The sequence below is a fragment of the Pseudomonas sp. NGC7 genome (assembly GCF_047159675.1).
Taxonomy (GTDB): domain Bacteria; phylum Pseudomonadota; class Gammaproteobacteria; order Pseudomonadales; family Pseudomonadaceae; genus Aquipseudomonas; species Aquipseudomonas kermanshahensis.
This window is the reverse complement of sequence record NZ_BAAFZY010000001.1, coordinates 3,945,259-3,969,911: the sequence shown is the minus strand read 5'-3', so window position 1 is coordinate 3,969,911 and position 24,653 is coordinate 3,945,259. Positions and strand designations below refer to the sequence as shown.

Here is a 24,653-nt window from a genome sequence, read left to right as displayed (position 1 = left end):
TCGCCGGCAAGCCGGCATCTGCGTACTTCAACGCCCCGTGCGCCCATACGCCTGGCTGATGCGGTCAATCACCATGGCCAGCGCCACGATCGCCAACCCCGCCTCGACGCCCTGGCCGACGTTAAGGGTCTGGATCCCCGCCAGCACATCCTCACCCAGCCCGCGGGCGCCAATCATCGAAGCCACCACCACCATCGACAACGCCATCATCACCGACTGGTTGAGCCCGGCCATGATGCTGGGCAGGGCCAGTGGCAGGGCGATGCGACGTAGCCGCTGCCAGCGGCTGGCACCCAGGCCGTGCGCAGCCTGCAACAAGGACGGGTCGATCTGCCGCAAGCCCAGTTCGGTCAGCCGCACCAGTGGCGGTAAGGCGTAGATCAGGGTGGCGAACACCGCTGGCACCTTGCCAAGGCCAAACAGCATCAGCACCGGGATCAGGTAGACGAAGGCCGGGAGTGTCTGCATCACATCCAGCACCGGCATCAACAGCCGTCGAGCCAGCGGGCGGGACGCCAGCAGAATGCCCAGCGGCACGCCGACTATCACGCACAAGCCCGTGCTGATCAGGACCAAGGCCAAGGTTTGCAACAGCTTGTCCCACAGCCCGAGCACACCGATCAAGGCCAGCAGGGCCACCATCATCAGGCTGCGCAACAGGCTGCGGCTGGCGTGCCAGGCGAGCAGCCCGACCACCAGCAACAGTGCCCACCAGGGCAACAGACGCAGCAGGTTTTCCAGCCCCACCAGCAGTTGCAGCAGTTGATCCGAGAGGCTGCGCAAGTGGTCGCCGTAGTTCAACACCAGCCAGTCGACTAGCTGGTTGACGCGACCCGCGAAGGAAAATTGCAGGGCTTCGGGAAAGCCGCCGCTCATAGGCTGCCCTCGACCTTGGCTGCGACCTGCGCAGGCAACCAGGCTTTCCACACATCGCGGTTATCGCGCAAAAAGGCGAGGGCAGCCTGGTTGGGCGGGATGCGCTTTTCGCTCATCTCGGCCAGGGCGCTGTTGAGCCGATCGATCGGTAGGTCGACTTTTTCGAACACCGCCACCAGGTCCGGGTAGCCTTCTTTGAACGCCTTGGAAACGCCAATCGACAATTTGGCTGGCAGTGACTGGCTACCTTGCGGGTTGGGGTTGCTGGCATCTGTCAGGGTGGCCCAGGCCTTTTCATTGAAGGGTGGCTCTTGCAAGCGGATCAGCTTGTAGCGCCCCATGAGCGGGGTTGGGTTCCAGTAATAGAACAGCACTGGCTGGCCGCGGCGGATGGACGAGCTGATCTCGGCATCCAGCGCTGCGCCAGAGCCACTGCGGAAGTTGTTGTACAGCGCATCCAGCCCATAGGCCTTGAGTTTCTGGCTGTTGACCGTCTCGGAAGTCCAGCCACTGGGGCTGTTGAGGAAGCGCCCTTTGTCCGCTATTTCAGGGTCCCTGAACACCTTGGGGTAACGCTTGAGGTCGTCGACACTGTGCAGGTCAGGTGCCAAGGGCTTGAGGTTGCGCGATGGGTCGCCCTGGATCACGTAGGCCGGCACCCACCAGCCTTCTTCAGCGTGCTTGACCGTGTCGCCTAGGGCGAACACCTGGCCGGCCTGCTCGGCCTTGATCCACGCGGGGCTACGCCCGGCCCATTCCTCGGCGATCACCTGCAGGTCGTTGCGGGCCAAGGCCACTTCCATGCTCACGGTGCTGCCGGGCAGTGTGTCGGTGGGGTAGCCGTAACCCCGTTCGACGATCAGGCGCAGGATCTCGGTGGTGAGTGCACCGCTTTCCCAACCAATTGCGCCAAAGTGAATCGGCGCGTTGCGTTCCGCTGAGGCGGCGCTGTCGGTGCTGGCCAAGCCAGCAGCCAGCAGCAGGCCGGCCAGCAGCGTTGGAATTCTCTTCATCGGGGCCTCCTCGGTAGCTGCTGAGTCAGTGCCGGCAAGTGTAGACGACCTCTTTGTCTGCTTTGCCTGGCGGGGGCAGGGAAGGCGCTCTCTCTGTGCTCCGTGGCGCGCGGTTGCAAGAGTGTGCGCTGCCATTTCGGCAGCCCATTTGGCCCACGGCGCGAGGCATTCCTGATGACCCTTGATTTGAGTTTTGTCTATTACCGCAACTTCTGTTTCGACGGAAAATTTCACGTTCGGTGCATGGGTGCAGACCTGCACAAAATCAGAAGCATTCGCTACGAGCTGGAGCGGGCCGGGCCTGAGGGTGCGGTTTCGTTCAGAGGCGTTTCGGTACAGTCCCAGGCGCACAGTGGTCGCTTGAATGACCACGGATGCCCAGCCACGTTGATCGCCGAAGAAGCGGTAGGTGTCTACAGCATCCGGCCAAGGGTCGTCCTGCTAGATGAATATGCCCGGGCTGCGAACCGGCCTACCGGGGCTGCCGGGATCATTGACTTGCCGCCTTTGGTGCTCGAAATCAAGGCCGAGGAGTTGAACCGAAGCGTGCTCGAAAAAATACCGCTGCCGGCCGCGGGCGGGCGAGGCAAGCGTGAGGTGGACCAGAGCAGCCGCGAATACGAACCTCGTGAGCAGCCCGCGCAAAGCCTTGCGGCAGTGGCGCCAGGTGCCGCGTACCCCACGCTGGTTATCGCGTTCGAAGCGGGTGGCTACCAACGGCTGCTTGATGATCTGCGACCCGATTCAGGCTCGGTACTGGTTCGTTATTGGCCGAATCTGATTACCGTGCTTACCCCCCGGCCTGTTCTGGATGAGCAGGAGCAGCATGACAATCGGCTTCAGGCATTACGCACGTTCTGCTACCTGGAGCAGCCGGCGAGCATGCTCAACGACACTTACCTCGCACTGCTCAAGACCCTGGCCGCGCTGGAGTACGTGCAGTCCATGCACTTTCTGCAAGCCAGCGCTGAGCCAAATTTGATCTTGCTTGGCGCGGCGGCGGTGGTAGCCACGCTGTTGACCGGCACCGCCGTGGTGGCGGGCAATCGAGCCCACGAAAATGCCCAGCCCACGCCCGACTTCGAGCATCGCCAGCATTACCTCGACGCACCAGGGCCAAGATGGAAAGGATTGAACGTGCGCAAGGCCTGGGCCGGGGGGGTAACTGGGCGAGGCTCGCGGATCCATTTCAGTGACGGTGGGTTGTTTCCTGACCATGAAGACCTGCGGGACAATCCTGACCTGAAGATAGTCTCGCTAAAGCCAAACGATGACCCCAAGCACGGAACTGCGTCTGTGGGGGTCATTCTGGCGGCGCGCAATGGCCTCGGGGCTACGGGTGTCAGCCATGACAGCGAATTGTACCTCTACCACAACCGCTTGATGGACACTCACGGTAGCTATCAGGTGCTCAAAGACCTGCTGCGCAATGTTGAGCCAGGGGATATCGTCGCTATCAACCGTCAGACCGCGAACCCGTCCGTGCTGAGTACGATGTTGCCGTCCGTGCACGACAAGGCCTGGTGGACAGTGATGCAGCAACTGACGCAGCGAGGCGCCGTGGTGATCAATGCGGCTGCCAATGGCAGCAGTAAGACCTTGGCGCAAAAAGGGACCCAGGCTAGCCAGGGCGTCGATCTTGCCAATTGGCCCTACTTCAACGATTACGGCGATGCTGGGGTCATTTTGATTGGTGCTTGTCAATCGTACAGCGGCAAGCCCCACGCGTACTCCAACTATCGCTACCGCCATCGCATGCTCAACGCCTGGGGCGATAGCGTCGTGACGTTGTCCAGAGGCGACTTGCAGGACCTGCCCGGTGAAAACAGGGACTACTCCGAGAACTACGCCGGCACCTCCAGTGCAACTCCCATGGTGACGGGCGCACTTAGCCTGATCCAGTCGTATGCCATGGAGCACCATCACGTCTACCTGAATGCCGACCAGATGCACCTGCTGGTCATGGCGTCCGGATACGAAGACGCCACCGTGCCGGGTACCGATGTCCTGCCGATGGGGGCCAGGCCCAACGTGCACGGTGCGCTGGTGATGCTTGATCGCATACTCGGCAACGGCCGCTTTGAACCTTGAGGTGAGGCCGGCAAGCGCCGGCCTCTAACGCTTCAGACGCGGAACTGATCCATCAGCGCCTGTTGTTGATTGGCCAGGCTGTTTAGCGACTGGCTGACCCGCGCCGACTCGTTGGCTTGCCCTGACAGCGATTCGGTGACGTCGCGAATGGTTGCGACATTGCTGTTGATCTCTTCGGCCACCGCGCTTTGTTCTTCGGCGGCCGAAGCAATCTGCAGGTTCATGTCGGTGATCACCGTCACTGCCTGGCCGATGCGCTGCAGTGCAGTAACGGCCTGGCCGACCTGCTCCACGCCACCCTGGGCCTGGCGATGGCTGTTGTCCATGGCACCGACCACTTCGCGGGTACCGGCCTGCAAGGCCTCGATCACCTGGCGGGTTTCTTCCACCGACTCCTGGGTGCGCCGGGCGAGGTTGCGCACTTCATCGGCGACCACGGCAAAGCCACGGCCGGCCTCACCGGCGCGGGCGGCTTCGATGGCGGCGTTGAGTGCCAACAGGTTGGTCTGCTCTGCAATCGAGCGGATCACTTCCAGCACCGAGCCGATCTTCTCGCTGTTCTGCGCCAGGCCCTCGACTTCGGCCATGGCGTTGTTCATGTCGGCGGCCAAGGCATCGATGCTGTGGGTGGTGCGGTCGATCACGGCCAGGCCCTCGCGGGTGGCCTGGTCGGCCTCGCGGGCTGCCTGCGCAGCCTGGGCAGCGCTGCGGGCAACGTCCTGGGCGGTGGCGCTCATTTCGTGCGAGGCGGTCGCCACCTGGTCAACCTGACGGTACTGCTGCTCCATGCCAGCGCTGGTCTCGCTAGCGATCGCCGAGGACTGGTCAGCCGTGCCACGGGCGGCCTGCACCGAACGTTTGACCTCGGCAATGGTGGGCTGCAGCTTGTCGAGGAAGCGGTTGAACCAACCGGCCAACTCGCCCAGTTCGTCCTGCTTCTGGTAGGCCAGGCGGCGGGTCAGGTCACCTTCGCCACTGGCGATGTCCTTGAGCATCGCCGCCACGCCCAGAATCGGCCGGGTCACACCACGTGCCATCAGCCACACCAGCAGCAGGCCGGCGATTGCAGCGGCCAGGCCCAGGCCCAGCTCCAGCAAGGTGCCACTGGTGTTCAGTGTATCGAGTTCCTGTTTCAACGTTTCGGCGGGCCCGGTCAGGGCGTTTTCCGGCACGTCCAGAAGCACGCCCCAGGGCTGGGCGCCGGGGATCGGCTCGAAGGCCGCCAGCACCTTGAGGCGTTGCTGGTCGTGCAGGATGCTCAGCTTGCCCTCGGCCAGCTTGCGCACCAGTTCGGCGCCCTTGGCCGTGTCGACCTGGTCGAAGCGCTGAGCCAGCTTGCCGGCATCGGCGCTGTAACCGGCCAACAGGCCCGCCGGGCTGAGAATGCCCACGGTGGTGCGGCCTTCGTACAGGCTGCGGCTGGCGTTCTGGGTCAAGGCCTGCAGGCTGTTGAGGTTGATGTCGATCGACAGGGTGGCGATCACCTTGCCGTTGACGGCCAGGGGGAAGACGATGCTGGTCATCAGCACCCGCTGGCCATCGATGTCATAGAAGTAGGGCTCCACCACGCAGACCTTGCCGCTGCTGCGTGGGCACACCCACCACGTGTTCGCGGGCTGGCCGCTGGGGCCGATCTCGGTGTTGGCCATGTCATGCTCGGGCAGGGCCATGGCGGTCAGCTGACCGGCACGTGGTTGCGACCAGTACAGCGCGAAACGCCCGGTTTCGTTGCTGCCCAGCGCTGGCTTGGCGGTGAACAGGTTGTCCTTGTGGTCCAGGGCGTTGGGCTCGAACACCAGCGACATGCCGAGCAGGTCGGGGTTGGCTTGCAACGCGGCGCGCACTTGGCGGGTCATGTCCTCGCGCAGGTCGTAAGCGTCGAGAAAGCGCTTTTCAGCCTGCTCGCGCAGGAACAGCACTTGGCGGGCGAAGCCGGCGCCGTACTGATAGGCGTCCATGAATTGACGGCGAATGTTCAAGGCCTGCACTTCACCTTGCGACTCGATGCGCCCCTGGGCCGCATCGGTGAGCATCTGCATGCTGCTCGCCTTGACCAGGTCCGAGCTGTGGTCCATGCGGTACAGCGAAAGGCCGACGAGCAGGGTGACGATGCCGGCCAGGCACAGACCGGCGAGCAGGGTGATCTTCCACTGGATGGAAAGTTGTCGCAAAGGCATGGGGCGAATCCCTTGTAATAGTTCTGGCTGTCGACTGTGTCGGCCATCGCGCTTTTTTCTTTATTCAAACGTTCAATTTAAATTAAGGCAGGGCTGAGTAATGCGCCGCACCATGGCGCTTTTGACATCTGCCGCCCACTGCTTCAGAGTGCGCGCTTTTTTTCTGTCCTTATGAGGTAAGCCAACCATGAATGCAGTGATCGCCGCGGTCGGCATCATGCTGATACTCAGCCTGTCGCGGGTACACGTGGTCATCGCCCTGATCATTGGTGCCTTGGTCGGCGGCCTGGTCGGCGGCTTGGGCATCGAGGGCACGCTGAAGGCCTTCAATGGCGGGCTGGGTGGCGGCGCCACCGTGGCATTGTCGTATGCGCTGCTGGGCGCCTTTGCCGTGGCCATCGCCAAGTCAGGGCTGGCGCACGCCCTGGCCGATCGCGCCTTGGCCATGATCGACCGCCAGGGCCATGCCAATGGCGGCAAGGTGAAGTGGATGATGATCGGCCTGATGCTGGTGGTGGCGGTGTCGTCGCAGAACATCCTGCCCATTCACATCGCCTTCATCCCGCTGCTGGTGCCGCCGCTGCTGTATGTGTTGACGCGTCTGCGCATCGACCGTCGGCTGATCGCCTGCGTGATCACCTTTGGCCTGATCACCCCGTACATGTTTCTGCCGGTGGGCTTTGGCAATATCTTCCTCAACGAAATCCTGTTGGCCAACGTCGCCCGCGCCGGGGTCGATGTGAGCGGCGTCAATGTCACCCATGCCATGGCCATTCCGGCGGCGGGCATGCTCGCCGGCCTGTTGCTGGCGGTGTTCTTCAGCTACCGCAAGAAGCGCGACTACGACCTGGCGCGTATCGAGCAGGTCGAGCAGGTCAGCGTGCAATACAACCCGTTGACCCTGATGGTCGCTGGCCTGGCGATCGCGGCGGCGTTTATCGTCCAGCTGTTGCTGGACTCGATGATCATTGGCGCCATGGTCGGGTTCCTGATCTTCTCGCTGTCGGGCATCGTGCGCTGGAAAGACACTGACGACCTGTTCACCGAAGGCATGAAGATGATGGCCATGATCGGCTTCATCATGATTGCCGCGTCGGGCTTTGCCGACGTGATGAAGGCCACCGGCGAGGTCAAAAGCCTGGTCGAGACATCGGCGCAGTGGATCGACCACAGCAAGGGCGTTGGCGCCTTGCTCATGCTGCTGGTGGGATTGCTGGTGACCATGGGCATCGGCTCGTCGTTCTCCACCGTGCCGATTCTGGCCGCGATCTTTGTACCGCTGTGCGTGCAACTGGGCTTCGACCCCGTGGCCACGGTGTGCATCGTGGGTACCGCCGGGGCATTGGGGGATGCAGGTTCGCCCGCGTCGGACTCGACCTTGGGCCCGACCTCGGGCCTGAACGTGGACGGCCAGCACCACCATATCTGGGACACGGTGGTGCCGACCTTCATCCATTACAACCTGCCGCTGCTGGCGTTTGGCTGGTTGGCGGCGATGACGCTGTAAGGCGGGGAGGGCGTCAGCCCTTGTCGGGCGGCGGCGAGATCCTGTTGAGGACTGTGCTGCCGTCCTTGCTGCGGGTCAGGTAGACCGGCAGCACCTTGGGCAGGTTGTTGACCAGGCGCCCGACTTCGCGGGTGTTATAGATGCCGCTGATGCGGATCCGCCCGGTGCTGGCATCGGCCAGCAGCAGCGGGGCGTCGAGGTAGCGGTTGATCACTGGCAACGCCTGTTCCAGGCTCAGGTTATCGAGCACCAGCTTGCCATTGCGCCAAGCCAAGGCATTGCCGTAATCGTCGCTTTGCGCCAGTTGCGGCTCGAAATCGCCCTTGTGATAGCTGGCCTGCATCCCAGGGCCCAGGCGGTAGCCGCCGGCACTGCCGTCGCTGGACACCAGCACCGAACCTTCCACCAAGGTGACTTTGACCTGGTCCTGGTACTTCCAGACGTTGAACTGGGTGCCGGTTACCCGGGTCTGGCCGCGGCCAGCGTGGACGATGAAGGGGTGCGCACTGTCGTGCTGGACCTTGAAGAACGCCTCGCCGCGCTTGAGGGTAACCTGGCGCTGGTCCTTGAAGTTGAGGTATGTCAGCTCGGTATTGAGGTTGAGCTGCACCGTGCTGCCGTCGCTCAGCTCTACTGTCTGCATCCGGTCGCTGGCTTCGAAGTGCTGGTAATGGTTGGGCAGCCAACCTTGTTCCCAGCCCATCCAGCCTGCCAATGGCAGTACCGCCAGGGCGATGGCCGCAGCCGAGGCCAGCGGGCGCCAGTTGCGCACGCGTGCGGCCTGGCGTGACGGCGGGTTGAAGTCGACCACGGTCGCGTTGCGCGGCAGCAGGTCGGCAGTCTGCCAGATTTCCAGCATCGCCTGGTATTCCTCAGCGTGCCGTGGGTCAGCCGCTAGCCAGCGGGCGAACGCCTCGCGCTCTGCCGCCGTGCAATCTTCGGCGTGCAGGCGCATGCACCAATGCGCGGCGGCGTCGGTAATGGCATCGTCTGGGCTGGGATTGAGGCGGTCGTGATTCATTGCGGCTCCGGGTTTTGCGCATTCTACCCTTGCTAGAGGGTTCCCGAGAACCGAGGTAATGGCGAATGACTATCAGTTGTGCCGGTTTTTCGTCGGATTTGCAATGGAATTTCAGCGTTTGAGAACCCTTCGCGGGCAGTGCCTGGGGGCGCTTTACGCCCCCACGCTGATCAGAACTGTTCCGCGGTCAACCCGTACAGGCTCGCGCTGCCGGCCTGGATACTGGCTTCCAGCCCCAGGCTGCGTGGTAACACGCGCTGGAAGAAGAACGCTGCACACGCCAGTTTCGCCTCATGGAAGGCCGGGTCTTGTTCGCGCTTGGCCTGCGCCACGGCGGCCATGCGCGCCCACATGTAGGCGTAGGCGGTGAGGCCGAACAGGTGCAAATACTCCACGGCCACGCTGCTGACCAGGTTGGCGTCCTGGCTTGCGCGTGCCCGCAGCCAGGCGCTGGTGGCTTCCAGGCGCGCAACACTGGCTTGCAGGGCTTCGCGGTACAGTGGCGCGGCAACGCTGAAGGCGCGCACTTCGGCGGTGAAACTGGCCAGCGCCTGGCCACCGTCTGCCAGCACCTTGCGCCCGAGCAGGTCGAGGGCCTGGATGCCGTTGGTGCCCTCATAGATCTGTGCGATACGCACGTCGCGCACGCGTTGTTCCTGGCCCCATTCGCGGATGTAGCCATGGCCGCCATACACCTGCTGGCCGAGCACGCAGCTTTCCAGGCCATTGTCGGTGAAAAACGCCTTGGCCACGGGCGTCAGCAGTGCCACCAGACGCTGGGCATGTTCGCGTTCTCCGGCGTCTTCGGCATAGCGGGCCAGGTCCAGCTGTTGCCCCACGTAGGCCGCAAAGGCCCGGCCACCCTCGGTAAGCGTGCGCATGGTCAGCAGCATGCGCCGCACATCGCCATGCTGGATGATCGGGTCGGCCACCTTGTCCTTCGCCTGCGGGCCCGTGGCGGCGCGGCTTTGCAGGCGTTCGTTGGCGTAGCGTGCGGCGCTCTGGTACGACGCTTCGGCGCAGCCGATGCCTTGGATGCCAATGGACAGCCGCTCGTAGTTCATCATAGTGAACATGGCCGCCAGGCCCTTGTTCGCATCGCCGACCAGGTGGCCGATGGCGCCATCGAAGTTCATCACGCAGGTGGCCGAGGCTTTGATGCCCATCTTGTGCTCGATCGACCCGCACTGCACGGCGTTGCGTTCGCCCAGGCTGCCATCGGCATTGACGTGGTACTTAGGCACCAGGAAGAGCGAGATGCCTTTAGCCCCCGCCGGTGCGTCCGGTAACTTGGCCAACACCAGGTGGACGATGTTTTCGGTCAGGTCCTGCTCGCCGCCGGTGATGAAGATCTTGCTGCCACTGATGCGGTAGCTGCCATCGGCCTGGGGTTCTGCGCGGGTGCGGATCAACCCCAGGTCAGTGCCGGCGTGGGGTTCGGTCAGGCACATGGTGCCGGCCCAACGGCCTTCATAGAGCGGCGGCAGGTAGGTGGCCTTGAGTGTTTCGCTCGCGTGGGCGTCGATTGCCAGGCAACTGCCGGCACTCAAGGCTGAATACAGGCTGAAACTGCAGTCGGCGGCGTAGAGCATTTCTTCGAACAGCACGCCCAGCATCTTCGGCATGCCCATGCCGCCATGCTCGGGGTTGCCGCCCAGGCCAACCCAGCCACCTTCCCGGTAGGTGCGCCAGGCGTCGCGAAAGCCATCCGGGGTGGTGACCTGGCCGGCTTCGAAGTGCACACCCTGCTCGTCACCGTTGCGGCTGAGCGGGGCGATCAGCTGGCTGGTGACCTTGGCCGCTTCTTCGAGGATGGCATCGGCGGTGTCGGCGTCGATGCGCTCGGCCAGGGCAGGGAGGCGTGCCCACAGGGCAGGGCCCTGCAACACATCGTGGAGGATGAAGCGCATGTCGCGCAGTGGGGCGGTGTAGTGGGGCATCGTCGGCTCGAGGAAGTGAGTAATAGGTTGTCTGGCCGGGCCTCTTCGCGGGTAAACCCGCTCCCACCGGTTTAATGCAGTTCCCAAGAACGGCGCTGTTCTTGTGGGCGCGGGTTTACCCGCGAAGAGGCAGGTACAGCCTTAAAGGGCTTTGGCGCGGTCGCGCAGGACGTACTTCTGGATCTTGCCGGTGGAGGTCTTGGGCAGCTCGCCAAAAATCACGGTCTTCGGCACTTTGAACCCAGCCAGGTGCTCACGGCACCAGTTGGTGATGTCGGCTTCGCGGGTGTCTTCCCGGCCAGGCTTGAGTGCCACGAAGGCGCAGGGCGTCTCGCCCCATTTGTCGTCGGGGCGCGCCACCACGGCGGCTTCCAGCACCGCTGGGTGTTTGTAGAGGGCGTCTTCGACTTCGATGGTGGAGATGTTTTCGCCACCGGAAATGATGATGTCCTTGAGTCGGTCCTTGATTTCGACATAGCCATCGGCATGCCAGACTGCCAGGTCGCCAGTGTGGAACCAGCCGCCGCGGAAGGCTTCGGCCGTGGCCTCAGGGTTTTTCAGGTAACCCTTCATCACCGTGTTGCCGCGCATGAAGATCTCGCCCAGGGTGTTGCCGTCGCGCGGCACCGGGGCGAGGGTTTGCGGGTCGGCGACCATCAGGCCGTCGAGCGTCGGGTAGCGCACGCCCTGGCGGGACTTGATGCGCGCGCGCGCTTCCAGCGGCAGCGCGTCCCATTCCTCATGCCAGGCGCAGACTGTCACCGGGCCGTACACCTCGGTCAGGCCGTAGGTGTGGGTCACCTGGATGCCCATTTCTTCCACCGCGCCAATCACCTTGGCGGGTGGTGCGGCGCCTGCGACCATGGCCTGCACCGGGTGCTCGATGGCAGCCTTGGCGGCCTCAGGCATGTTGACCAGGGCGTTGAGCACGATGGGCGCGCCGCACAGATGGGTGACCCGGTGTTCGCGGATCAGGGTGAGGATCTTTTGCGGGTCGACCCGGCGCAGGAACACGTGGGTCCCGGCCAAGGCGGTGATGGTCCAGGGGTAGCACCAGCCGTTGCAGTGGAACATGGGCAGGGTCCACAGGTACACCGGGCGGTGGCCCATGGCCCAAGTCATCTGGTTGCCCAGCGCGTTGAGGTAGGCACCGCGATGGTGGTAGACCACGCCCTTGGGGTTGCCGGTGGTGCCGGAGGTGTAGTTGAGCGAGATGGCCTGCCATTCGTCATCGGGCCATTCCCAGGCAAATTCCGGGTCGCCCTCGGCCAGCAAGGCTTCGTAGTCAAGCGCGCTGACCGCGCGGCCTTCGCCGTACTCCGGGTCATCGACGTCGACCACCAGGGGCGGGTGTTCGAGCAAGGCCAGGGCGGCTTCGATGACCGTGTGGAACTCGCGATCGGTGATCAGCACCTTGGCCTCGCCGTGCTGCAGCATGAAGGCGATGGCTTCGGCGTCCAGGCGAACGTTGAGGGTGTTGAGCACTGCACCGGTCATGGGCACGCCGAAGTGCGCTTCGAGCATGGCCGGGGTGTTTGGCAGCATCACCGCGACCGTGTCGCCACGGCCGATGCCGCGCCCCACCAGGGCGCTGGCCAGGCGCCGGCAGCGTTGGTAGGTTTCCTGCCAGTTACGGCGGATGGCGCCATGGATGACAGCCGGGTAGTTGCCATACACCGCAGCGGTGCGTTCGATGAAGCTCAGTGGGGTGAGGGCGACATGGTTGACGGCAGCGGGCATCAGGCCCTGGGCATAGATCGACATGCGGTAATCCTGTAGGGGAGGCAAGCGCAGCCTGTGCGCGTGACCCCCGGTGGCTGATTGTTAGCTCTGTTCAGGGTGTGGAAAAGCGTACGGTTGGCCGCTTTCCCCTGTCGCAGTTTTACGCGAGTCGCTATGGTAGATGGAATATCGACTATAGCAATATAGTAAAACTACTATAACAACGAGTTGCACGCCGTGGACAAGACCCTGTCTCCCTTGCTCGCCAAAGACCCGCAGCCCAGCCTGTTGCTGGCCGCCGATGCCAGGCCGCTGGCCACCAACCCGGCCTTGCAGGCCTTGCTGCAGGAAGGCCCGCCGCTGGCGGCCTGGCTACCGGCCAACTGCGCCGCGCTGGTGCGGGCCTGCCTGCGGCAGCACCGGGCAATTGCCGACGTGGAAGTACAGGTTGGCGAGCGCATCGTGCTGTGGTCCTTCATCCCTGACGACCAGGGCCAGCAGGTACTTGGCCGCTGCCGTGACGCCAGCACCGAACGCCAGGGTGCACGCGAAGCCAGCCGCGCCCGGCGCCTGTACCGTTTGATCATCGAGAACACCACGGACCTGATCTCCCGGCACAGCCCTGACGGGCGCTTCCTCGACGCCTCGCCGGCGGCCTTCCGCCTGTTGGGCCGATGGCCCGAGCAACTGCGGGGCATGGCCGTGCGGACCTTGCTGCACCCGCGTGAACGCCGCCAGGTGCTGGCCCAGGCTGCTGCTGCCCTGGACCAGGACGGCTACCACACCATGACCTGCCGGGTGCGCCAGGCGGCGGGCGGCTACCGCTGGTTCGAGATTGCCAGCCGCGCCATCCGCGAGACCTACACCGGGGCAGTGGTGGAAATCGTCAGTGTTTCCCGTGATATCACCTTGCGCATCGAAGCCCAGGAGAGCCTGGCCCACAGCGCGCGGCTGGCTACCTTGGGCGAGTTGGCGTCCGGTATCGCCCACGAGATCAATCAGCCGTTGGCGGCGGTGGTCAACTATGCCAACGCCAGCCAGCGTTACCTGCAAGGCCTGGAGCGCGACCCGCAGGCGCGTGAGCGGGTCGGGCAGGGGCTGCAGCGCATCACCGAGCAGGCTACCCACGCCGCGCAGGTGATCCGCCGGCTACGTGTGTTCCTGCGTAAAGGGCCCCGCCGGCTGCAAGCGCTCGACATGCTCGATGTGGCCAATGAAGCCATGCGCCTGTGTGCCTGGGAGGCGGCGCGTGACCAGGTCAGCATCGAACTGCGTATGAGCGCGCAATTGCCGGCGGTGTATGCCGACCGGGTGTTGCTGGAGCAGGTGCTGCTGAACCTGCTGCGCAATGCCATCGATGCCAATCGCGAGCAGCAGGGCGAACGGCCCTCACGTATCCTGCTGGGCGCCGTGCGCGAAGGCGACGGCGTGTTGGTCGAAGTGACGGACCAAGGGCCGGGCGTGGCGGCCGAGCGCCTGGATGAAATCTTTACCCCGTTCACCACCAGCAAGGCCGATGGCCTGGGGCTGGGCCTGAGCATGAGCCGCAGCCTCATCGAAGGCTTTGGTGGCAGCTTATGGGCGCGTGCGGGCGCGAACGGTGGGTTGGTGTTGTGCTGCCGCTTGGCAGTGAGCAGGGAATAACGGGAGGTCAGGGTGCAAGCGAAGGTGTATGTGGTCGACGACGACCAGGGCATGCGTGATTCCACGGTCTGGCTGCTGCAGTCGGTGGGGCTCGAGGCCCTGTCGTTTGCCGGTGGGCAGGCGTTTCTGGACGCGTGCATCGATGACGGCCCGGCCTGTGTGCTGTTGGATGTGCGCATGCCTGGGCTGGGCGGGCTGGCGGTGCAGCAGTTGATGAAAGAACGGGGCCTGGACCTGCCGGTGATCTTTGTCAGTGGCCATGCCGACGTGCCGATCGTGGTTAGGGCGTTCAAGGCGGGTGCCTGCGATTTCATCGAGAAACCCTACAGCGACCAGTTGCTGCTCGACAGTGTGCAGGCGGCATTGGAGCGGGCAGGGCGCGCGCGTCAGGGCGACCAGGCGTTGGCCCAGGTTCAGGCGCGGGTCGATGGCCTGACGCCGCGTGAGCGCGATGTGTTCGTGCCGTTGGCCCAAGGCTTGAACAACCGCGAGATCGCCGAGCGCCTCGGGGTTAGCGTGAAGACCGTTGACCTGTACCGGGGGCGGGTGATGAAACGGCTGCAAGCAGGAAGCCTGGCGGAACTGGTAGGCATGGCGATCGCCTGCGGCGCGGTGCCAGCATTGATGTAGGCGCGGCCCACAAAGGTCCGTGCTATGCAAATTCATGAAATTTTGCATAGCACCCTAATCAAAGCTTTGACATTCACTGCCTAGGCAGTAATATTTTTAAACAATTAACCGGGCAGACTCCATGGCGCATTTCTCTCCAGAAAACTTCCAGACCTGTGCCATCGGCATGCTGCTGGGCCGCGCGGCGATCCTCAAGGACCGCATTCTCGACTGGCACCTCGAATCAGAGGGCGTCACCGCCGCGCAGTTCAAGGTGTTGATCATCGTCACCCAGTACCAGGTGGACACCCCGGCCGAGCTGTGCCGCTACCTGGGCCTGGACAGCGGTTCGATGACCCGCATGCTCGACCGCCTCGAGCAGAAGGGCCTGATACTGCGCAACCGCTGCGCCGACGACCGACGCCAGGTGCGCCTGGCCTTGACCGCCGATGGCCAGCGCCTGGCGGATCGGCTGCCAGAAATCGGAGCTGCAGCGATGAACGAATTGTGCGGCGCACTGCAACCTGAAGAGCTCAAGACGCTCGAGCGCTTGTTGGCCAAGGTGCTGCTCAGCGCTGGCGACCCTTTGACGATCCGCCGCTTTGGCGATCGTTGACCCCTGTTACGCATTATCCAAGGTATTGTCATGGCCACTTCCACAGACACCCCAACCCCAGCTGACGCGCCTGCGCCGTCGCGCAAACGCAAGGCCTGGCTGCTCGGCCTGCTTCTGCTGCTGATCCTCGGCGGTGTCGGCGCCTGGGCCTGGTATTCCCTGGTCGGGCGCTGGCACGAAAGCACCGATGACGCCTACGTCAATGGCAACGTGGTGGAGATCACCCCGCTGGTGACCGGCACCGTCACCAGCATTGGTGCCGATGACGGCGACTTGGTTCACGCCGGCCAAGTGCTGCTGCAGTTCGACCCGTCCGACAGCGAGGTGGCGCTGCAGTCCGCCGAAGCCAAGCTGGCGCGCACGGTGCGCCAGGTGCGCGGCTTGTACAGTAATGTCGATGGGCTCAAGGCCCAGTTGCAGACGCGCCAGGCCGAATTGCAAAAGGCCCAGGACAACTACAACCGGCGCAAGGTGCTGGCCGACAGCGGTGCGATTGCGGCAGAAGAAATCTCCCACGCCCGTGACGACCTGAGTGTGGCCCAGAGCGCCCTGGCCAGTGCCCGTCAGCAGCTCAACACCAGCACCGCGCTGGTCGACGACACCGTGGTCTCCTCGCACCCTGAAGTGATGGCAGCCGCTGCCGACCTGCGCCAGGCTTACCTCGACAACGCCCGCACCACCTTGGTAGCGCCGGTGACCGGGTATGTCGCCAAGCGCACCGTGCAACTGGGCCAGCGCCTGCAGCCGGGCACTGCGACCATGGCGGTGATCCCCCTGGACCAGGTGTGGATCGATGCCAACTTCAAAGAAACCCAGCTGCGCGACATGCGTATCGGCCAGCCGGTTGAAATCAGCGCCGACCTGTACGGCAGCGCGGTCAAGTACAGCGGCACGGTCGACAGCCTCGGTGCAGGCACTGGCAGCGCGTTCGCTCTGCTGCCGGCGCAAAATGCCACCGGCAACTGGATCAAGATCGTGCAGCGGGTGCCGGTGCGTATTCACCTAAGCCCGGACCAGCTCAAGGACCATCCGCTGCGTATCGGCCTGTCGACGCTGGTGGAGGTCGACTTGCACGACCAGAGCGGCCCGACCCTGGCCCAGCAACCCCCACAGCAGGCCAGCTACACCACCCAGGTGTACGACCGCCAACTGGTCGATGCCGATAACCTGATCGCCCGGCTGATTCACGAGAACAGCGCATCCGGCAAGACGGCGCAGCGATGAGCAACCAGGCTGCCGCCCAGTTCACGCCGCCGAGCCTGTTGCTGACCACCATCGGTCTGTCGCTGGCAACGTTCATGCAGGTGCTCGACACCACCATCGCCAACGTGGCCTTGCCGACTATTTCCGGCAACCTGGGGGTGAGCTATGAGCAGGGCACCTGGGTGATCACCTCGTTCGCCGTGAGCAACGCCATCGCCTTGCCGCTGACAGGCTGGCTGAGCCGGCGCTTTGGCGAGGTGAAGTTGTTCATCTGGGCCACGTTGCTGTTCGTGCTGGCATCGTTCTTGTGTGGCATCGCCCAGTCGATGCCGGAGCTGGTGGGCTTTCGTGTGTTGCAGGGCGTGGTGGCAGGGCCGTTGTACCCGATGACCCAGACCTTGCTGATAGCAGTGTACCCGCCGGCGAAACGGGGGATGGCCCTGGCGTTGTTGGCGATGGTCACGGTGGTGGCGCCGATCGCCGGGCCGATACTGGGGGGCTGGATCACCGACAGTTACAGCTGGCCGTGGATCTTCTTCATCAACGTGCCGATCGGCCTGTTCGCCGCTGCTGTTGTACGCCAACAGATGCGCTCGCGGCCGGTGGTAACCAGCCGCCAGCCGATGGACTATATCGGGCTTTTGACGCTGATCGTGGGGGTGGGGGCGTTGCAGGTGGTGCTCGACAAGGGCAATGACCTGGACTGGTTCGAGTCGTCGTTCATCATCATGGGCAGCTTGATCTCAGTGGTGTTCCTGGCGGTGTTCGTGATCTGGGAGCTGACCGATCGGCATCCGGTGGTCAACCTGCGGCTGTTCGTGCACCGCAACTTCCGGGTCGGCACCATCGTGTTGGTCGGGGGCTATGCGGGGTTCTTCGGTATCAACCTGATCCTGCCGCAGTGGTTGCAGACGCAGATGGGTTATACGGCGACTTGGGCGGGGTTGGCGGTTGCGCCGATCGGGCTGTTGCCGGTGATCATGTCGCCCTTTGTCGGCAAGTACGCGCATCGGTTCGACTTGCGGCTGCTGGCGGGGTTGGCGTTTCTGGCGATTGGCACGAGCTGCTTCATGCGGGCTGGGTTTACCAGTGAGGTGGACTTCCAGCATGTGGCGTTGGTGCAATTGTTCATGGGGATTGGCGTGGCGCTGTTCTTCATGCCGACGTTGAGCATTTTGCTGTCGGACTTGCCGCCGCATCAGATTGCCGATGGCTCGGGGCTGGCGACCTTTCTGCGTACGCTGGGGGGGAGTTTTGCGGCGTCGCTGACGACGTGGATCTGGATACGGCGGGCGGATCAGCATCATGCGTATCTGAGTGAGAATATCAGCCAGTTTGATCCGGCGACGCGGCATACGCTGGAGCAGCTTGGGGGGGCCAGTGTGCAGAACTATGCGCGGTTGGAGCAGATCGTGAATGCGCAGGCTTACATGATGTCTACGGTGGACTATTTCATGATGATGACCTGGGTGTTTGCGGGGTTGATTTTGTTGGTTTGGTTTGCGCGGCCGCCGTTTACGGCTAAGGCTGGGCCGGCTTCTGCGGGGCATTGATTCTTTGGCTAGTGATGGGGCCTTCGCTGGTATTGAGAGATAGGCAGGGGCCAGTTGCCGGGGCGACGCTTATTCACCTTTCCGCCCTTACGGCGGGTCACTTTTTGGCAAACGCCCCAAAAAGTAACCAAAAAGGGCTGCGCTCCATCATACGGCCCCTACGCTGCGCTTCGGGGTCCCCTCGCTCCGGCCTCCTGAGTCGCTGAAGGTCAAAAGCCAGATCAAGATCAAGAGCTGGGTCAACGTCGCCTGCGATTGTGCGCTTTGGGGAAGGGGTGGCATTCCCATGCGTTGGCATTTGTCCTATTGTCGAAAGCCCACTTTCAACAGCATTGGCAGGCCCATGGAGAATGTCATCGTCATTACTGGCGCCAGCCGAGGTATCGGCGCGGCGACAGCCCTGCTGGCCGCTCGGCAGGGGTATCGTATCTGCATCAATTACCACGCGGATGACCAGGCTGCCGAGCGCGTCCTTGGGCAGGTTCGCGCGCTTGGCGCCGAAGCGATTGCGGTGCGGGCCGATGTCAGTGTCGAGGATGAAATCATTCAGCTGTTCCAGCGTGTCGATGAGGCGCTTGGCCCGGTGACTGCGCTGGTCAACAACGCGGGCACCATCGGCCAGCAAAGCCGTGTCGAGGAGATGTCCGAGTTTCGCTTGCTCAAGATGATGAAGACCAATGTCGTTGGGCCCATGCTTTGCGCCAAACATGCGCTGTTGCGCATGGCGCGTCGGCATGGCGGGCAGGGCGGGGCGATCGTCAACGTCTCTTCAGTGGCTGCGCGCCTGGGCTCGCCCAACGAATACGTCGACTACGCGGCCTCCAAGGGCGCGTTGGATACCTTTACCCTTGGTTTGGCCAAGGAAGTGGCAGGCGAGGGCGTGCGGGTCAATGGCGTGCGCCCAGGCTATATACACACGGGCTTCCATGCGCTTTCCGGTGACCCGGACCGGGTCGCCAAGCTCGAACCCGGGTTGCCCATGGGCCGCGGCGGTCGGCCAGAAGAAGTTGCCGAGGCCATTGTCTGGTTGCTCTCGGACAAGGCCTCGTATTCCACTGGCAGCTTCGTCGATTTGGGCGGCGGGCGCTGAGGCGCCTTATCCTTCCAGTAACTGGCCGACCTGCTCGGCCAGTGCCTCGAGGCTGAAGGGCTTGGTCAGCACGCGCATGTCGGTTTCCAGGTTGCCGTTAGCCAGCGCTGCACTTTCGTCGTAGCCCGTGACGAAGAGCACCTTGAGCCCGGTGTAACGCCCGCGCAACGTGTCGGCCAACTGGCGCCCGTTGATCCCGCCCGGCAAGCCCACGTCGCTGATCAGCAGGTCGGGCGCGGGTTGCTCTGCCAAGCCTGCAAGCGCTTGGGGGCCATCTTCGAACATCATCACGTCGTGGCCCAGGTCATGCAGCACTTCAGCAATCACCAGGCGCATGGCGCTGACATCTTCGACCACGGCGATTCGCTTTGTCGCGCTTGTATTGGAGCGCGGTGCCGGTGCAACGGGTTTGAGTACGGCAGGCGCAGGCTGCGCGTGGTGTCTCGGCAGCAGCAAGCGCACCGTGGTGCCCTGGCCCAGGGACGATGCGATGTGCAGTTGCCCACCGGACTGGCGCACAAAACCGAAGACCATCGACAACCCCAGGCCCGTGCCGCGGCCAAGCGGTTTGGTGGTGAAGAACGGGTCGACGGCGCGGGTCAGGGTCTCATCCGTCATGCCACTGCCGTTGTCTTCGACGCTGAGGCAGAGGTAGTCGCCAGGCGTCAGCTCAAGCTGCGCAGCTTGCTCGCTGGTCAACGAGACATTGCACAGGGCGATACGGACCCTGCCCCCGTCGGGCAGGGCATCGCGTGCGTTGATGCACAAGTTGAGCAGGCTGCTCTCAAGTTGAGGAGGGTCGATATGCACCGTCCAGCAAGCGTCGCTGCACTGGTAGTCGAGTTCGATGTGGGGGCCGGTGCTGCGGCTGATCAGGTCTAGCATGCCGGTGACCAGCACCGCGACGTCGGTGGCGCGTGGCTGCAAGGTCTGTTGACGGGAGAACGCGAGTAATCGATGAACAAGCGCCGCAGCCCGTTGTGCCGCGCTATGGGCGCTTTCCAGCAAGGGGGTGATGGTTGCCTTGGGCTGGTCGATGTCCACCCTGTCCCTGGCCAGCTCCAGTGCGCCGAGTATGCCGCCGAGCAGGTTGTTGAAGTCGTGCGCAACGCCCCCTGTCAGCTGACCTACAGCCTCGACTTTCTGCGCTTGGCGCAAAGCCTCTTCGGCCTTCTGGCTCTGCGCCACGGCTTGTTCGACACGCTGCTCAAGCTCTGCGTTGAGGTCTTGAAGGGCACTCTCAGCGCGCTTGCGCGCTGTCACATCACGAAAGATCACCGCCACCTGATGGTTGTGGGCCGGTTCGATACGGATTGCCGCTAGGCCAAGGCAGCGGCCGGTGGCAAGCAACTCATGCTCGAAGTACAGCGGATTGCCAGTCCGCTCCACGGTGCCGAAGTAGTCCAGCCAGACATGGGCCTCGTCGGGTATCACTTCCCGCAGGGTCCGGCCCACGACATTGGGCAGCCCGGCATGCCTGCAGTAAGCCGGGTTGGCCATCAGGTGTACATAATCGCTCAACGGCCCAAGCGGTCCATCGATGAACTGGATGATGCAGAAGCCTTCTTCCATGTTCTCGAACAGAAAGCGGTAGCCTTCCGACGCCTGCGCGCGTGCGTTCAAGCGCAACAGTTCGCTGTTCAACTGGCTGTTTTGCTGTTCGAGCTGATCGATTCGCTGGCGTAGACCCTCCAGCTCATCGGTTGTATTCAAGCATTCACCGGGCATTCATTTCGCTCCATCGATTAACCACAGGCCGCTAATGCATCAGCAGCTGTGCGACCCTTTCCACGAGTGCCGCCAGGTCAAAGGGTTTGGTCAATACACTGGATGCTTCCAGGGTTTGGCCGTGGCTGAGTACAGCGCTTTCATCGTAACCGGTGATGAACAGCACTTTTATGTGCGGGTGCCGTACGCGGCATCGGTCGGCGACCTGCCGACCGTTCAGGCCCCCGGGCAGGCCGATATCGCTGATCAGCAGGTGCGGCGGCGGGCAGCGCTCGAGGTACGCCAGCGCGCTAGGGCCGTCGGCGAATGGCTGGACGTCATGGCCGAGCTCTTCGAGTACTTCGTGGATGACCAAGCGCAGGGGCTCCTGGTCTTCTACCAGCACGATTTGCCCAGCCTGCACGGTGTTGCAACTCGCCGGGCGCTGAGCCGGGGTTTGGAAGCTGTTCATCGCTTGCCACGCAAGGTGGCGGGGCAGATACAGTTCGACCAGCGTGCCTTCATCGGGCTTGGACAGGATACGCATCTGCCCCCCTGACTGGCGCACGAAGCCGTAAACCATGGAAAGCCCAAGGCCAGTGCCCTGGCCCATCGGCTTGGTGGTGAAGAACGGATCCACGGCGCGCGCCGCGACCTCTGCCGACATGCCTCGCCCGTTGTCCTTGACCCCAAGGCGCAGGTAATCACCTGCAGCCAGGTCGAGCCCTTGGGCACGCTGCAGGTCAAGGGTCAGGTTGTCGCCGCTGAGGGTAATCGCGCCACCTTCTGGCAGTGCGTCTCGGGCGTTGATGCACAAGTTGAGCAGGGCGTTTTCCAGCTGTGGCGGGTCGATGAACGTTGGCCACAGGTGCTGCGGGAAGTGGCTGCGCAACTGGATGGACGGGCCGATGCTGCCACGGACCAGCTGCTCCATGTCATTGACCAATTGGGTGACATCGGTGGGCTGGGGTTGCAGCGTCTGCTGGCGCGAGAACGCCAGCAGGCGATGCACGACGGCGGCGGCACGCTGCGCCGCGCCACTGGCAACGTCCAGCAGGCTGCCGAGTTGGTCGTGACGCGCCTGTTGCAAGCGTTGCTGCATCAATTCCTGGGCCGCCAGAATGCTACCCAGCAGGTTGTTGAAGTCATGGGCGATGCCACCACTCAAGTGCCCCACGGCCTCCATTTTCTGCGCATGCCGCAGTGCCTCTTCAGCGCTGAGCAGGCGCTGCTGGGCGGCGACGCGTTCGCTGATGTCATACGCGAATAAGTAGGCACCAAGAATCGCACCATCAGGGTCGCGCAGGCAGTTGAAGCGCAGCTCGTAATGCCGTTGTGTAGCCCCCTTGCCGAAACGCTGAGTTATTGTGAACTGCTCGCCCCCCAGCGCACGTTGCCACATCGGCATGATCACGTTCAGGTCGGTGAGGTTGTCGCCCATCAGCGTGGTCACAGAGTCGCCCACTTCCGGGGTGGCGCCGTACAGGTAATGAAATTCCAGCTTGGCCTGCCGGTTGATCGCCAGCCAGCGCATGTTGCTATCGATCATGTGCACGTTAGCCAGGCTGTGCTCGACCACTTCGGCAAACAACCGGCGCTCTGCCAGCGCCGCATTGACCCGTTCTTCGAGCTCTTCGTTCATGCGCTGCAAGGCCAGCTCTGCACGACGCCGTGCGGTGACATCCTTGAACAGCACCGCCACCTGGCGCCGCTCGGCGGGTTCGACGCGAAAGGTCGTGACGGACAGGACATGGCCAGTGGCAACCAGCTCCTGTTCGAAGTGCAGCGGCTCGCCGGTGCGCAGCACTTCACCGTAGCGGGCTACCCAATCGTCGGCCTCACCGGGGACCATCTCGCGCAGTTTTTGCCCGACCACATTGGGGATGCCGGCATGTTTCGCATACGCCGCATTGGCCACGACATGCACGTAGTCACTCAATGGGCCATGTGGCCCATCGAAGAATTCAATGATGCAGAACCCTTCGTCCATGGTGTCAAACAACGAACGATAGAGGATCTGATCGTGCTCCTGGTGGCTCGCCAACTGCGACTCCAGCAGCGCGTTACGGCGCTCCAGGTCTTCGACATGTTGGCGCAGGGAAAGCAGGTCGCGGGAAGGCATGCCGACGTCCGACGAAATTAAAGGCCCAAACTCTAACGTGTTCACCCCAAGGGCGAGAACACCCTTAACGCAAATGCGCATCCACGCCCAGCAAGCGATCGATCCGCTCACCCAGTGCCTTGAGCTCGAAGGGCTTGGACAGCACCTCGGTGCGCTCTGCAGGCCAGCCTAGGGCCATGCTGCTGGCAATGTCGTAGCCGGTGATCAGTATCACCGGTGCTTCGTTGGCAAGGCCCCGATAGGCCTCTGCGAGCTGGTTGCCGTCGATGCCGCCGGGCAGGCCAACATCGGTGATCAACAAGTCAGGCAATGGGCTGTGCTGCAACGCCTGGAGTGCGCTGCGGCCGTCCTCGAAAACCTGGACCTCGTGGCCCAGCTCTTTTAGCACTTCGCCGAGTACCAGGCGCAGGGTCGCTTGGTCTTCTACCAGCATGATCCGGTGTGGCCTGTGAAGCGGCCTGGCGTCAGTATTTTCAGGCGCAGCGCAAGGATGCTCGGGGGTGGTGCTTTCGTTCCGGGGCAGATACAGGTGGACGCTGGTGCCTTGCCCAGGCGTGCTGTCAATGCGTAATTGCCCGCCAGACTGGCGCACGAAGCCATAGACCATCGACAGCCCCAGGCCAGTACCCTGGCCCATGGGTTTGGTTGTGAAGAACGGGTCGAGGGCACGCTGCATCACGTCCTTGCTCATGCCCATGCCAGTGTCGTCCACCCGTATGTGCAAAAATTGCCCTGGCGGCACGTCCAGGCGGCGGGCCTGCTCGTCGTCGAGCTCGGCATTCTCACAGCCAATGCGCAGGGTGCCGCCCAGGGGCATGGCATCGCGGGCGTTGATGCACAGGTTCAGCAGGGCGTTTTCTAACTGTTGGGGGTCGATGCGGATCGACCACTGACCGGCCAGTGTCCGGTCCTGCAAGTCGATGTGCGCATCGATCGAACTGCGGATCAGGTCGTGCATGCCGGCCACCAACCGCTGTACATCGACGGGTTGCGGCAGCAGTGTCTGCTGGCGGGAAAAAGCCAACAGGCGCTGCACCAGCGAGGCTGCACGCAGCGCGCTGTTCTTGCCGACTTCGAGCAGCCTGGCGGTGTCGGACACACGATGCTGACTCAGGCGTTGCTCGGCCAGCTCCAGTGCGCCGAGGATGCTGCCAAGCAGGTTGTTGAAGTCATGGGCAATGCCACCGGTCAATTGGCCGACCGCTTCCATTTTCTGTGATTGGCGCAGCGCCTCTTCGGTTTGGTGCAGGCGTTCCTGCTCGGCAATGCGCTCGGTAATGTCGTAGGCGAACATATAGCCGCCCTGGATGCGCTGCTGCGCGTCGAGCAGCGGGTGGTAGCGGATTTCATAGTGGCGCAGGGCGTCAGGTGGCCCGAGGGCGATGGTGTCGATGAACGCTTCGCCGGCCAGCAGGCGCGGCCACACCGGGGCCAAGCGGCCCATGATGTCCGGTTGGTTGGCCAGAAACTGCGGGATGTAATCGCCGATCTGCGGCACAAAACCGCGCCACCGCTGGAAGGTTTCGCGGGCTGTGCGATTGATCGCCAACAGGCGCATTTTGCGGTCGGCTGCAAATACGTTGGCCAAGCTGTTATCGACCAGTTCGCCGAGCAGATTGTTGTTTGCCTGCGCAATGTCACCGCGCTGGGCCAGCAGGGTTTCAAGCTCTGCGACACGTGCCTGCAGTTGCTCGTAGGAAGCTTGCGTGACTGGCTGCATGGTGGCGAACCGGTGAGCGGATCGGGCAACTATAGACGCGGC

General features: G+C 63.3%; 17 protein-coding genes and 1 pseudogene. 8 read left to right on the top strand and 10 right to left on the bottom strand.

What is annotated here, in order from left to right; translation table 11 throughout:
• Window positions 1-27: 27 nt before the first annotated feature.
• Window positions 28-876 (bottom strand): ABC transporter permease, encoded by an 849-nt coding sequence (locus ACMCNM_RS17730; RefSeq protein WP_412765059.1) that lies wholly within the window; start codon window positions 874-876, stop codon window positions 28-30.
• Window positions 873-1,889, bottom strand: coding sequence for an ABC transporter substrate-binding protein (locus ACMCNM_RS17725; protein WP_412765058.1), 1,017 nt, complete (start codon window positions 1,887-1,889; stop codon window positions 873-875). Before ACMCNM_RS17725 ends, ACMCNM_RS17730 begins: the two co-directional genes overlap by 4 nt.
• A gap of 387 nt (window positions 1,890-2,276) precedes the next feature.
• Between ACMCNM_RS17725 and ACMCNM_RS17720 the strand changes: the two genes are divergently transcribed.
• Window positions 2,277-3,980 (top strand): S8 family serine peptidase, encoded by a 1,704-nt coding sequence (locus ACMCNM_RS17720; RefSeq protein ID WP_412765057.1) that lies wholly within the window; start codon window positions 2,277-2,279, stop codon window positions 3,978-3,980.
• Between the two features lie 32 nt (window positions 3,981-4,012).
• Here the strand turns inward: ACMCNM_RS17720 and ACMCNM_RS17715 are convergent, their stop codons facing one another.
• Window positions 4,013-4,768 carry a methyl-accepting chemotaxis protein gene (locus ACMCNM_RS17715; protein WP_371097434.1) on the bottom strand — a complete coding sequence of 252 codons (756 nt, stop codon included), beginning with the start codon at window positions 4,766-4,768 and terminating at the stop codon, window positions 4,013-4,015.
• A gap of 102 nt (window positions 4,769-4,870) precedes the next feature.
• A pseudogene (locus ACMCNM_RS17710) lies at window positions 4,871-5,836 on the bottom strand (HAMP domain-containing protein); the annotation flags it as partial.
• A gap of 508 nt (window positions 5,837-6,344) precedes the next feature.
• On the opposite strand from ACMCNM_RS17710, the gene ACMCNM_RS17705 reads away from it, so the two are divergent.
• The gene (locus tag ACMCNM_RS17705) at window positions 6,345-7,664 is read left to right on the top strand and encodes a Na+/H+ antiporter family protein (protein ID WP_027593561.1); all 1,320 of its coding nucleotides are present in this window, start codon (window positions 6,345-6,347) and stop codon (window positions 7,662-7,664) included.
• Window positions 7,665-7,677: 13 nt separating this feature from the next.
• Here the strand turns inward: ACMCNM_RS17705 and ACMCNM_RS17700 are convergent, their stop codons facing one another.
• The 3 genes from ACMCNM_RS17700 to ACMCNM_RS17690 all read right to left on the bottom strand — a co-directional run bounded on the left by ACMCNM_RS17700 (window position 7,678) and on the right by ACMCNM_RS17690 (window position 12,389).
• Window positions 7,678-8,685, bottom strand: coding sequence for a FecR family protein (locus tag ACMCNM_RS17700; protein ID WP_412765056.1), 1,008 nt, complete (start codon window positions 8,683-8,685; stop codon window positions 7,678-7,680).
• A gap of 170 nt (window positions 8,686-8,855) precedes the next feature.
• Window positions 8,856-10,625, bottom strand: coding sequence for an acyl-CoA dehydrogenase C-terminal domain-containing protein (locus ACMCNM_RS17695; protein ID WP_412765055.1), 1,770 nt, complete (start codon window positions 10,623-10,625; stop codon window positions 8,856-8,858).
• Between the two features lie 141 nt (window positions 10,626-10,766).
• Window positions 10,767-12,389 (bottom strand): acyl-CoA synthetase, encoded by a 1,623-nt coding sequence (locus ACMCNM_RS17690; RefSeq protein ID WP_085274263.1) that lies wholly within the window; start codon window positions 12,387-12,389, stop codon window positions 10,767-10,769.
• A 195-nt stretch (window positions 12,390-12,584) separates the two neighbouring features.
• Here ACMCNM_RS17690 and ACMCNM_RS17685 point away from each other — a divergent pair, with 195 nt between their 5' ends.
• From ACMCNM_RS17685 to ACMCNM_RS17660, 6 genes are all read left to right on the top strand, one after another.
• A complete protein-coding gene (locus ACMCNM_RS17685; RefSeq protein ID WP_339549656.1) occupies window positions 12,585-13,991 on the top strand; it encodes a sensor histidine kinase in 1,407 nt (468 codons plus the stop codon).
• Between the two features lie 12 nt (window positions 13,992-14,003).
• On the top strand, window positions 14,004-14,621 hold the full coding sequence (locus tag ACMCNM_RS17680) for a response regulator transcription factor (RefSeq protein WP_099454384.1): 618 nt from the start codon (window positions 14,004-14,006) through the stop codon (window positions 14,619-14,621).
• A 121-nt stretch (window positions 14,622-14,742) separates the two neighbouring features.
• Window positions 14,743-15,216: a MarR family winged helix-turn-helix transcriptional regulator gene (locus tag ACMCNM_RS17675; RefSeq protein ID WP_099429125.1), complete on the top strand. Its 474-nt coding sequence runs from the start codon at window positions 14,743-14,745 to the stop codon at window positions 15,214-15,216.
• Window positions 15,217-15,246: 30 nt separating this feature from the next.
• Window positions 15,247-16,440, top strand: a complete 1,194-nt coding sequence (locus tag ACMCNM_RS17670; protein ID WP_099429126.1) for an HlyD family efflux transporter periplasmic adaptor subunit — start codon at window positions 15,247-15,249, stop codon at window positions 16,438-16,440.
• A complete protein-coding gene (locus ACMCNM_RS17665; protein WP_085274261.1) occupies window positions 16,437-17,972 on the top strand; it encodes a DHA2 family efflux MFS transporter permease subunit in 1,536 nt (511 codons plus the stop codon). Before ACMCNM_RS17670 ends, ACMCNM_RS17665 begins: the two co-directional genes overlap by 4 nt.
• A 343-nt stretch (window positions 17,973-18,315) precedes the next feature.
• On the top strand, window positions 18,316-19,062 hold the full coding sequence (locus ACMCNM_RS17660; RefSeq protein ID WP_027593552.1) for an SDR family oxidoreductase: 747 nt from the start codon (window positions 18,316-18,318) through the stop codon (window positions 19,060-19,062).
• A 6-nt stretch (window positions 19,063-19,068) separates the two neighbouring features.
• On the opposite strand, the gene ACMCNM_RS17655 is transcribed toward ACMCNM_RS17660, so the two are convergent.
• The 3 genes from ACMCNM_RS17655 to ACMCNM_RS17645 form a co-directional block, all read right to left on the bottom strand.
• Window positions 19,069-20,775 carry an ATP-binding protein gene (locus tag ACMCNM_RS17655; RefSeq protein ID WP_412765054.1) on the bottom strand — a complete coding sequence of 569 codons (1,707 nt, stop codon included), beginning with the start codon at window positions 20,773-20,775 and terminating at the stop codon, window positions 19,069-19,071.
• A 46-nt stretch (window positions 20,776-20,821) separates the two neighbouring features.
• A complete protein-coding gene (locus ACMCNM_RS17650; RefSeq protein WP_412765053.1) occupies window positions 20,822-22,891 on the bottom strand; it encodes a PAS domain-containing protein in 2,070 nt (689 codons plus the stop codon).
• A 64-nt stretch (window positions 22,892-22,955) separates the two neighbouring features.
• Window positions 22,956-24,611, bottom strand: a complete 1,656-nt coding sequence (locus ACMCNM_RS17645; protein WP_412765052.1) for an ATP-binding protein — start codon at window positions 24,609-24,611, stop codon at window positions 22,956-22,958.
• Window positions 24,612-24,653: the final 42 nt, after the last annotated feature.

Excerpts from the sequence above, each read along its gene's own strand:
- ACMCNM_RS17730 (WP_412765059.1), bottom strand. The coding sequence starts at position 876 with ATGAGCGGCGGCTTTCCCGAAGCCCTGCAATTTTCCTTCGCGGGTCGC.
- ACMCNM_RS17725 (WP_412765058.1), bottom strand. The coding sequence starts at position 1,889 with ATGAAGAGAATTCCAACGCTGCTGGCCGGCCTGCTGCTGGCTGCTGGC.
- ACMCNM_RS17715 (WP_371097434.1), bottom strand. The coding sequence starts at position 4,768 with ATGGAGCAGCAGTACCGTCAGGTTGACCAGGTGGCGACCGCCTCGCAC.
- ACMCNM_RS17705 (WP_027593561.1), top strand. The coding sequence starts at position 6,345 with ATGAATGCAGTGATCGCCGCGGTCGGCATCATGCTGATACTCAGCCTG.
- ACMCNM_RS17700 (WP_412765056.1), bottom strand. The coding sequence starts at position 8,685 with ATGAATCACGACCGCCTCAATCCCAGCCCAGACGATGCCATTACCGAC.
- ACMCNM_RS17695 (WP_412765055.1), bottom strand. The coding sequence starts at position 10,625 with ATGCCCCACTACACCGCCCCACTGCGCGACATGCGCTTCATCCTCCAC.
- ACMCNM_RS17690 (WP_085274263.1), bottom strand. The coding sequence starts at position 12,389 with ATGTCGATCTATGCCCAGGGCCTGATGCCCGCTGCCGTCAACCATGTC.
- ACMCNM_RS17675 (WP_099429125.1), top strand. The coding sequence starts at position 14,743 with ATGGCGCATTTCTCTCCAGAAAACTTCCAGACCTGTGCCATCGGCATG.
- ACMCNM_RS17670 (WP_099429126.1), top strand. The coding sequence starts at position 15,247 with ATGGCCACTTCCACAGACACCCCAACCCCAGCTGACGCGCCTGCGCCG.
- ACMCNM_RS17665 (WP_085274261.1), top strand. The coding sequence starts at position 16,437 with ATGAGCAACCAGGCTGCCGCCCAGTTCACGCCGCCGAGCCTGTTGCTG.
- ACMCNM_RS17660 (WP_027593552.1), top strand. The coding sequence starts at position 18,316 with ATGGAGAATGTCATCGTCATTACTGGCGCCAGCCGAGGTATCGGCGCG.
- ACMCNM_RS17650 (WP_412765053.1), bottom strand. The coding sequence starts at position 22,891 with ATGCCTTCCCGCGACCTGCTTTCCCTGCGCCAACATGTCGAAGACCTG.
- ACMCNM_RS17645 (WP_412765052.1), bottom strand. The coding sequence starts at position 24,611 with ATGCAGCCAGTCACGCAAGCTTCCTACGAGCAACTGCAGGCACGTGTC.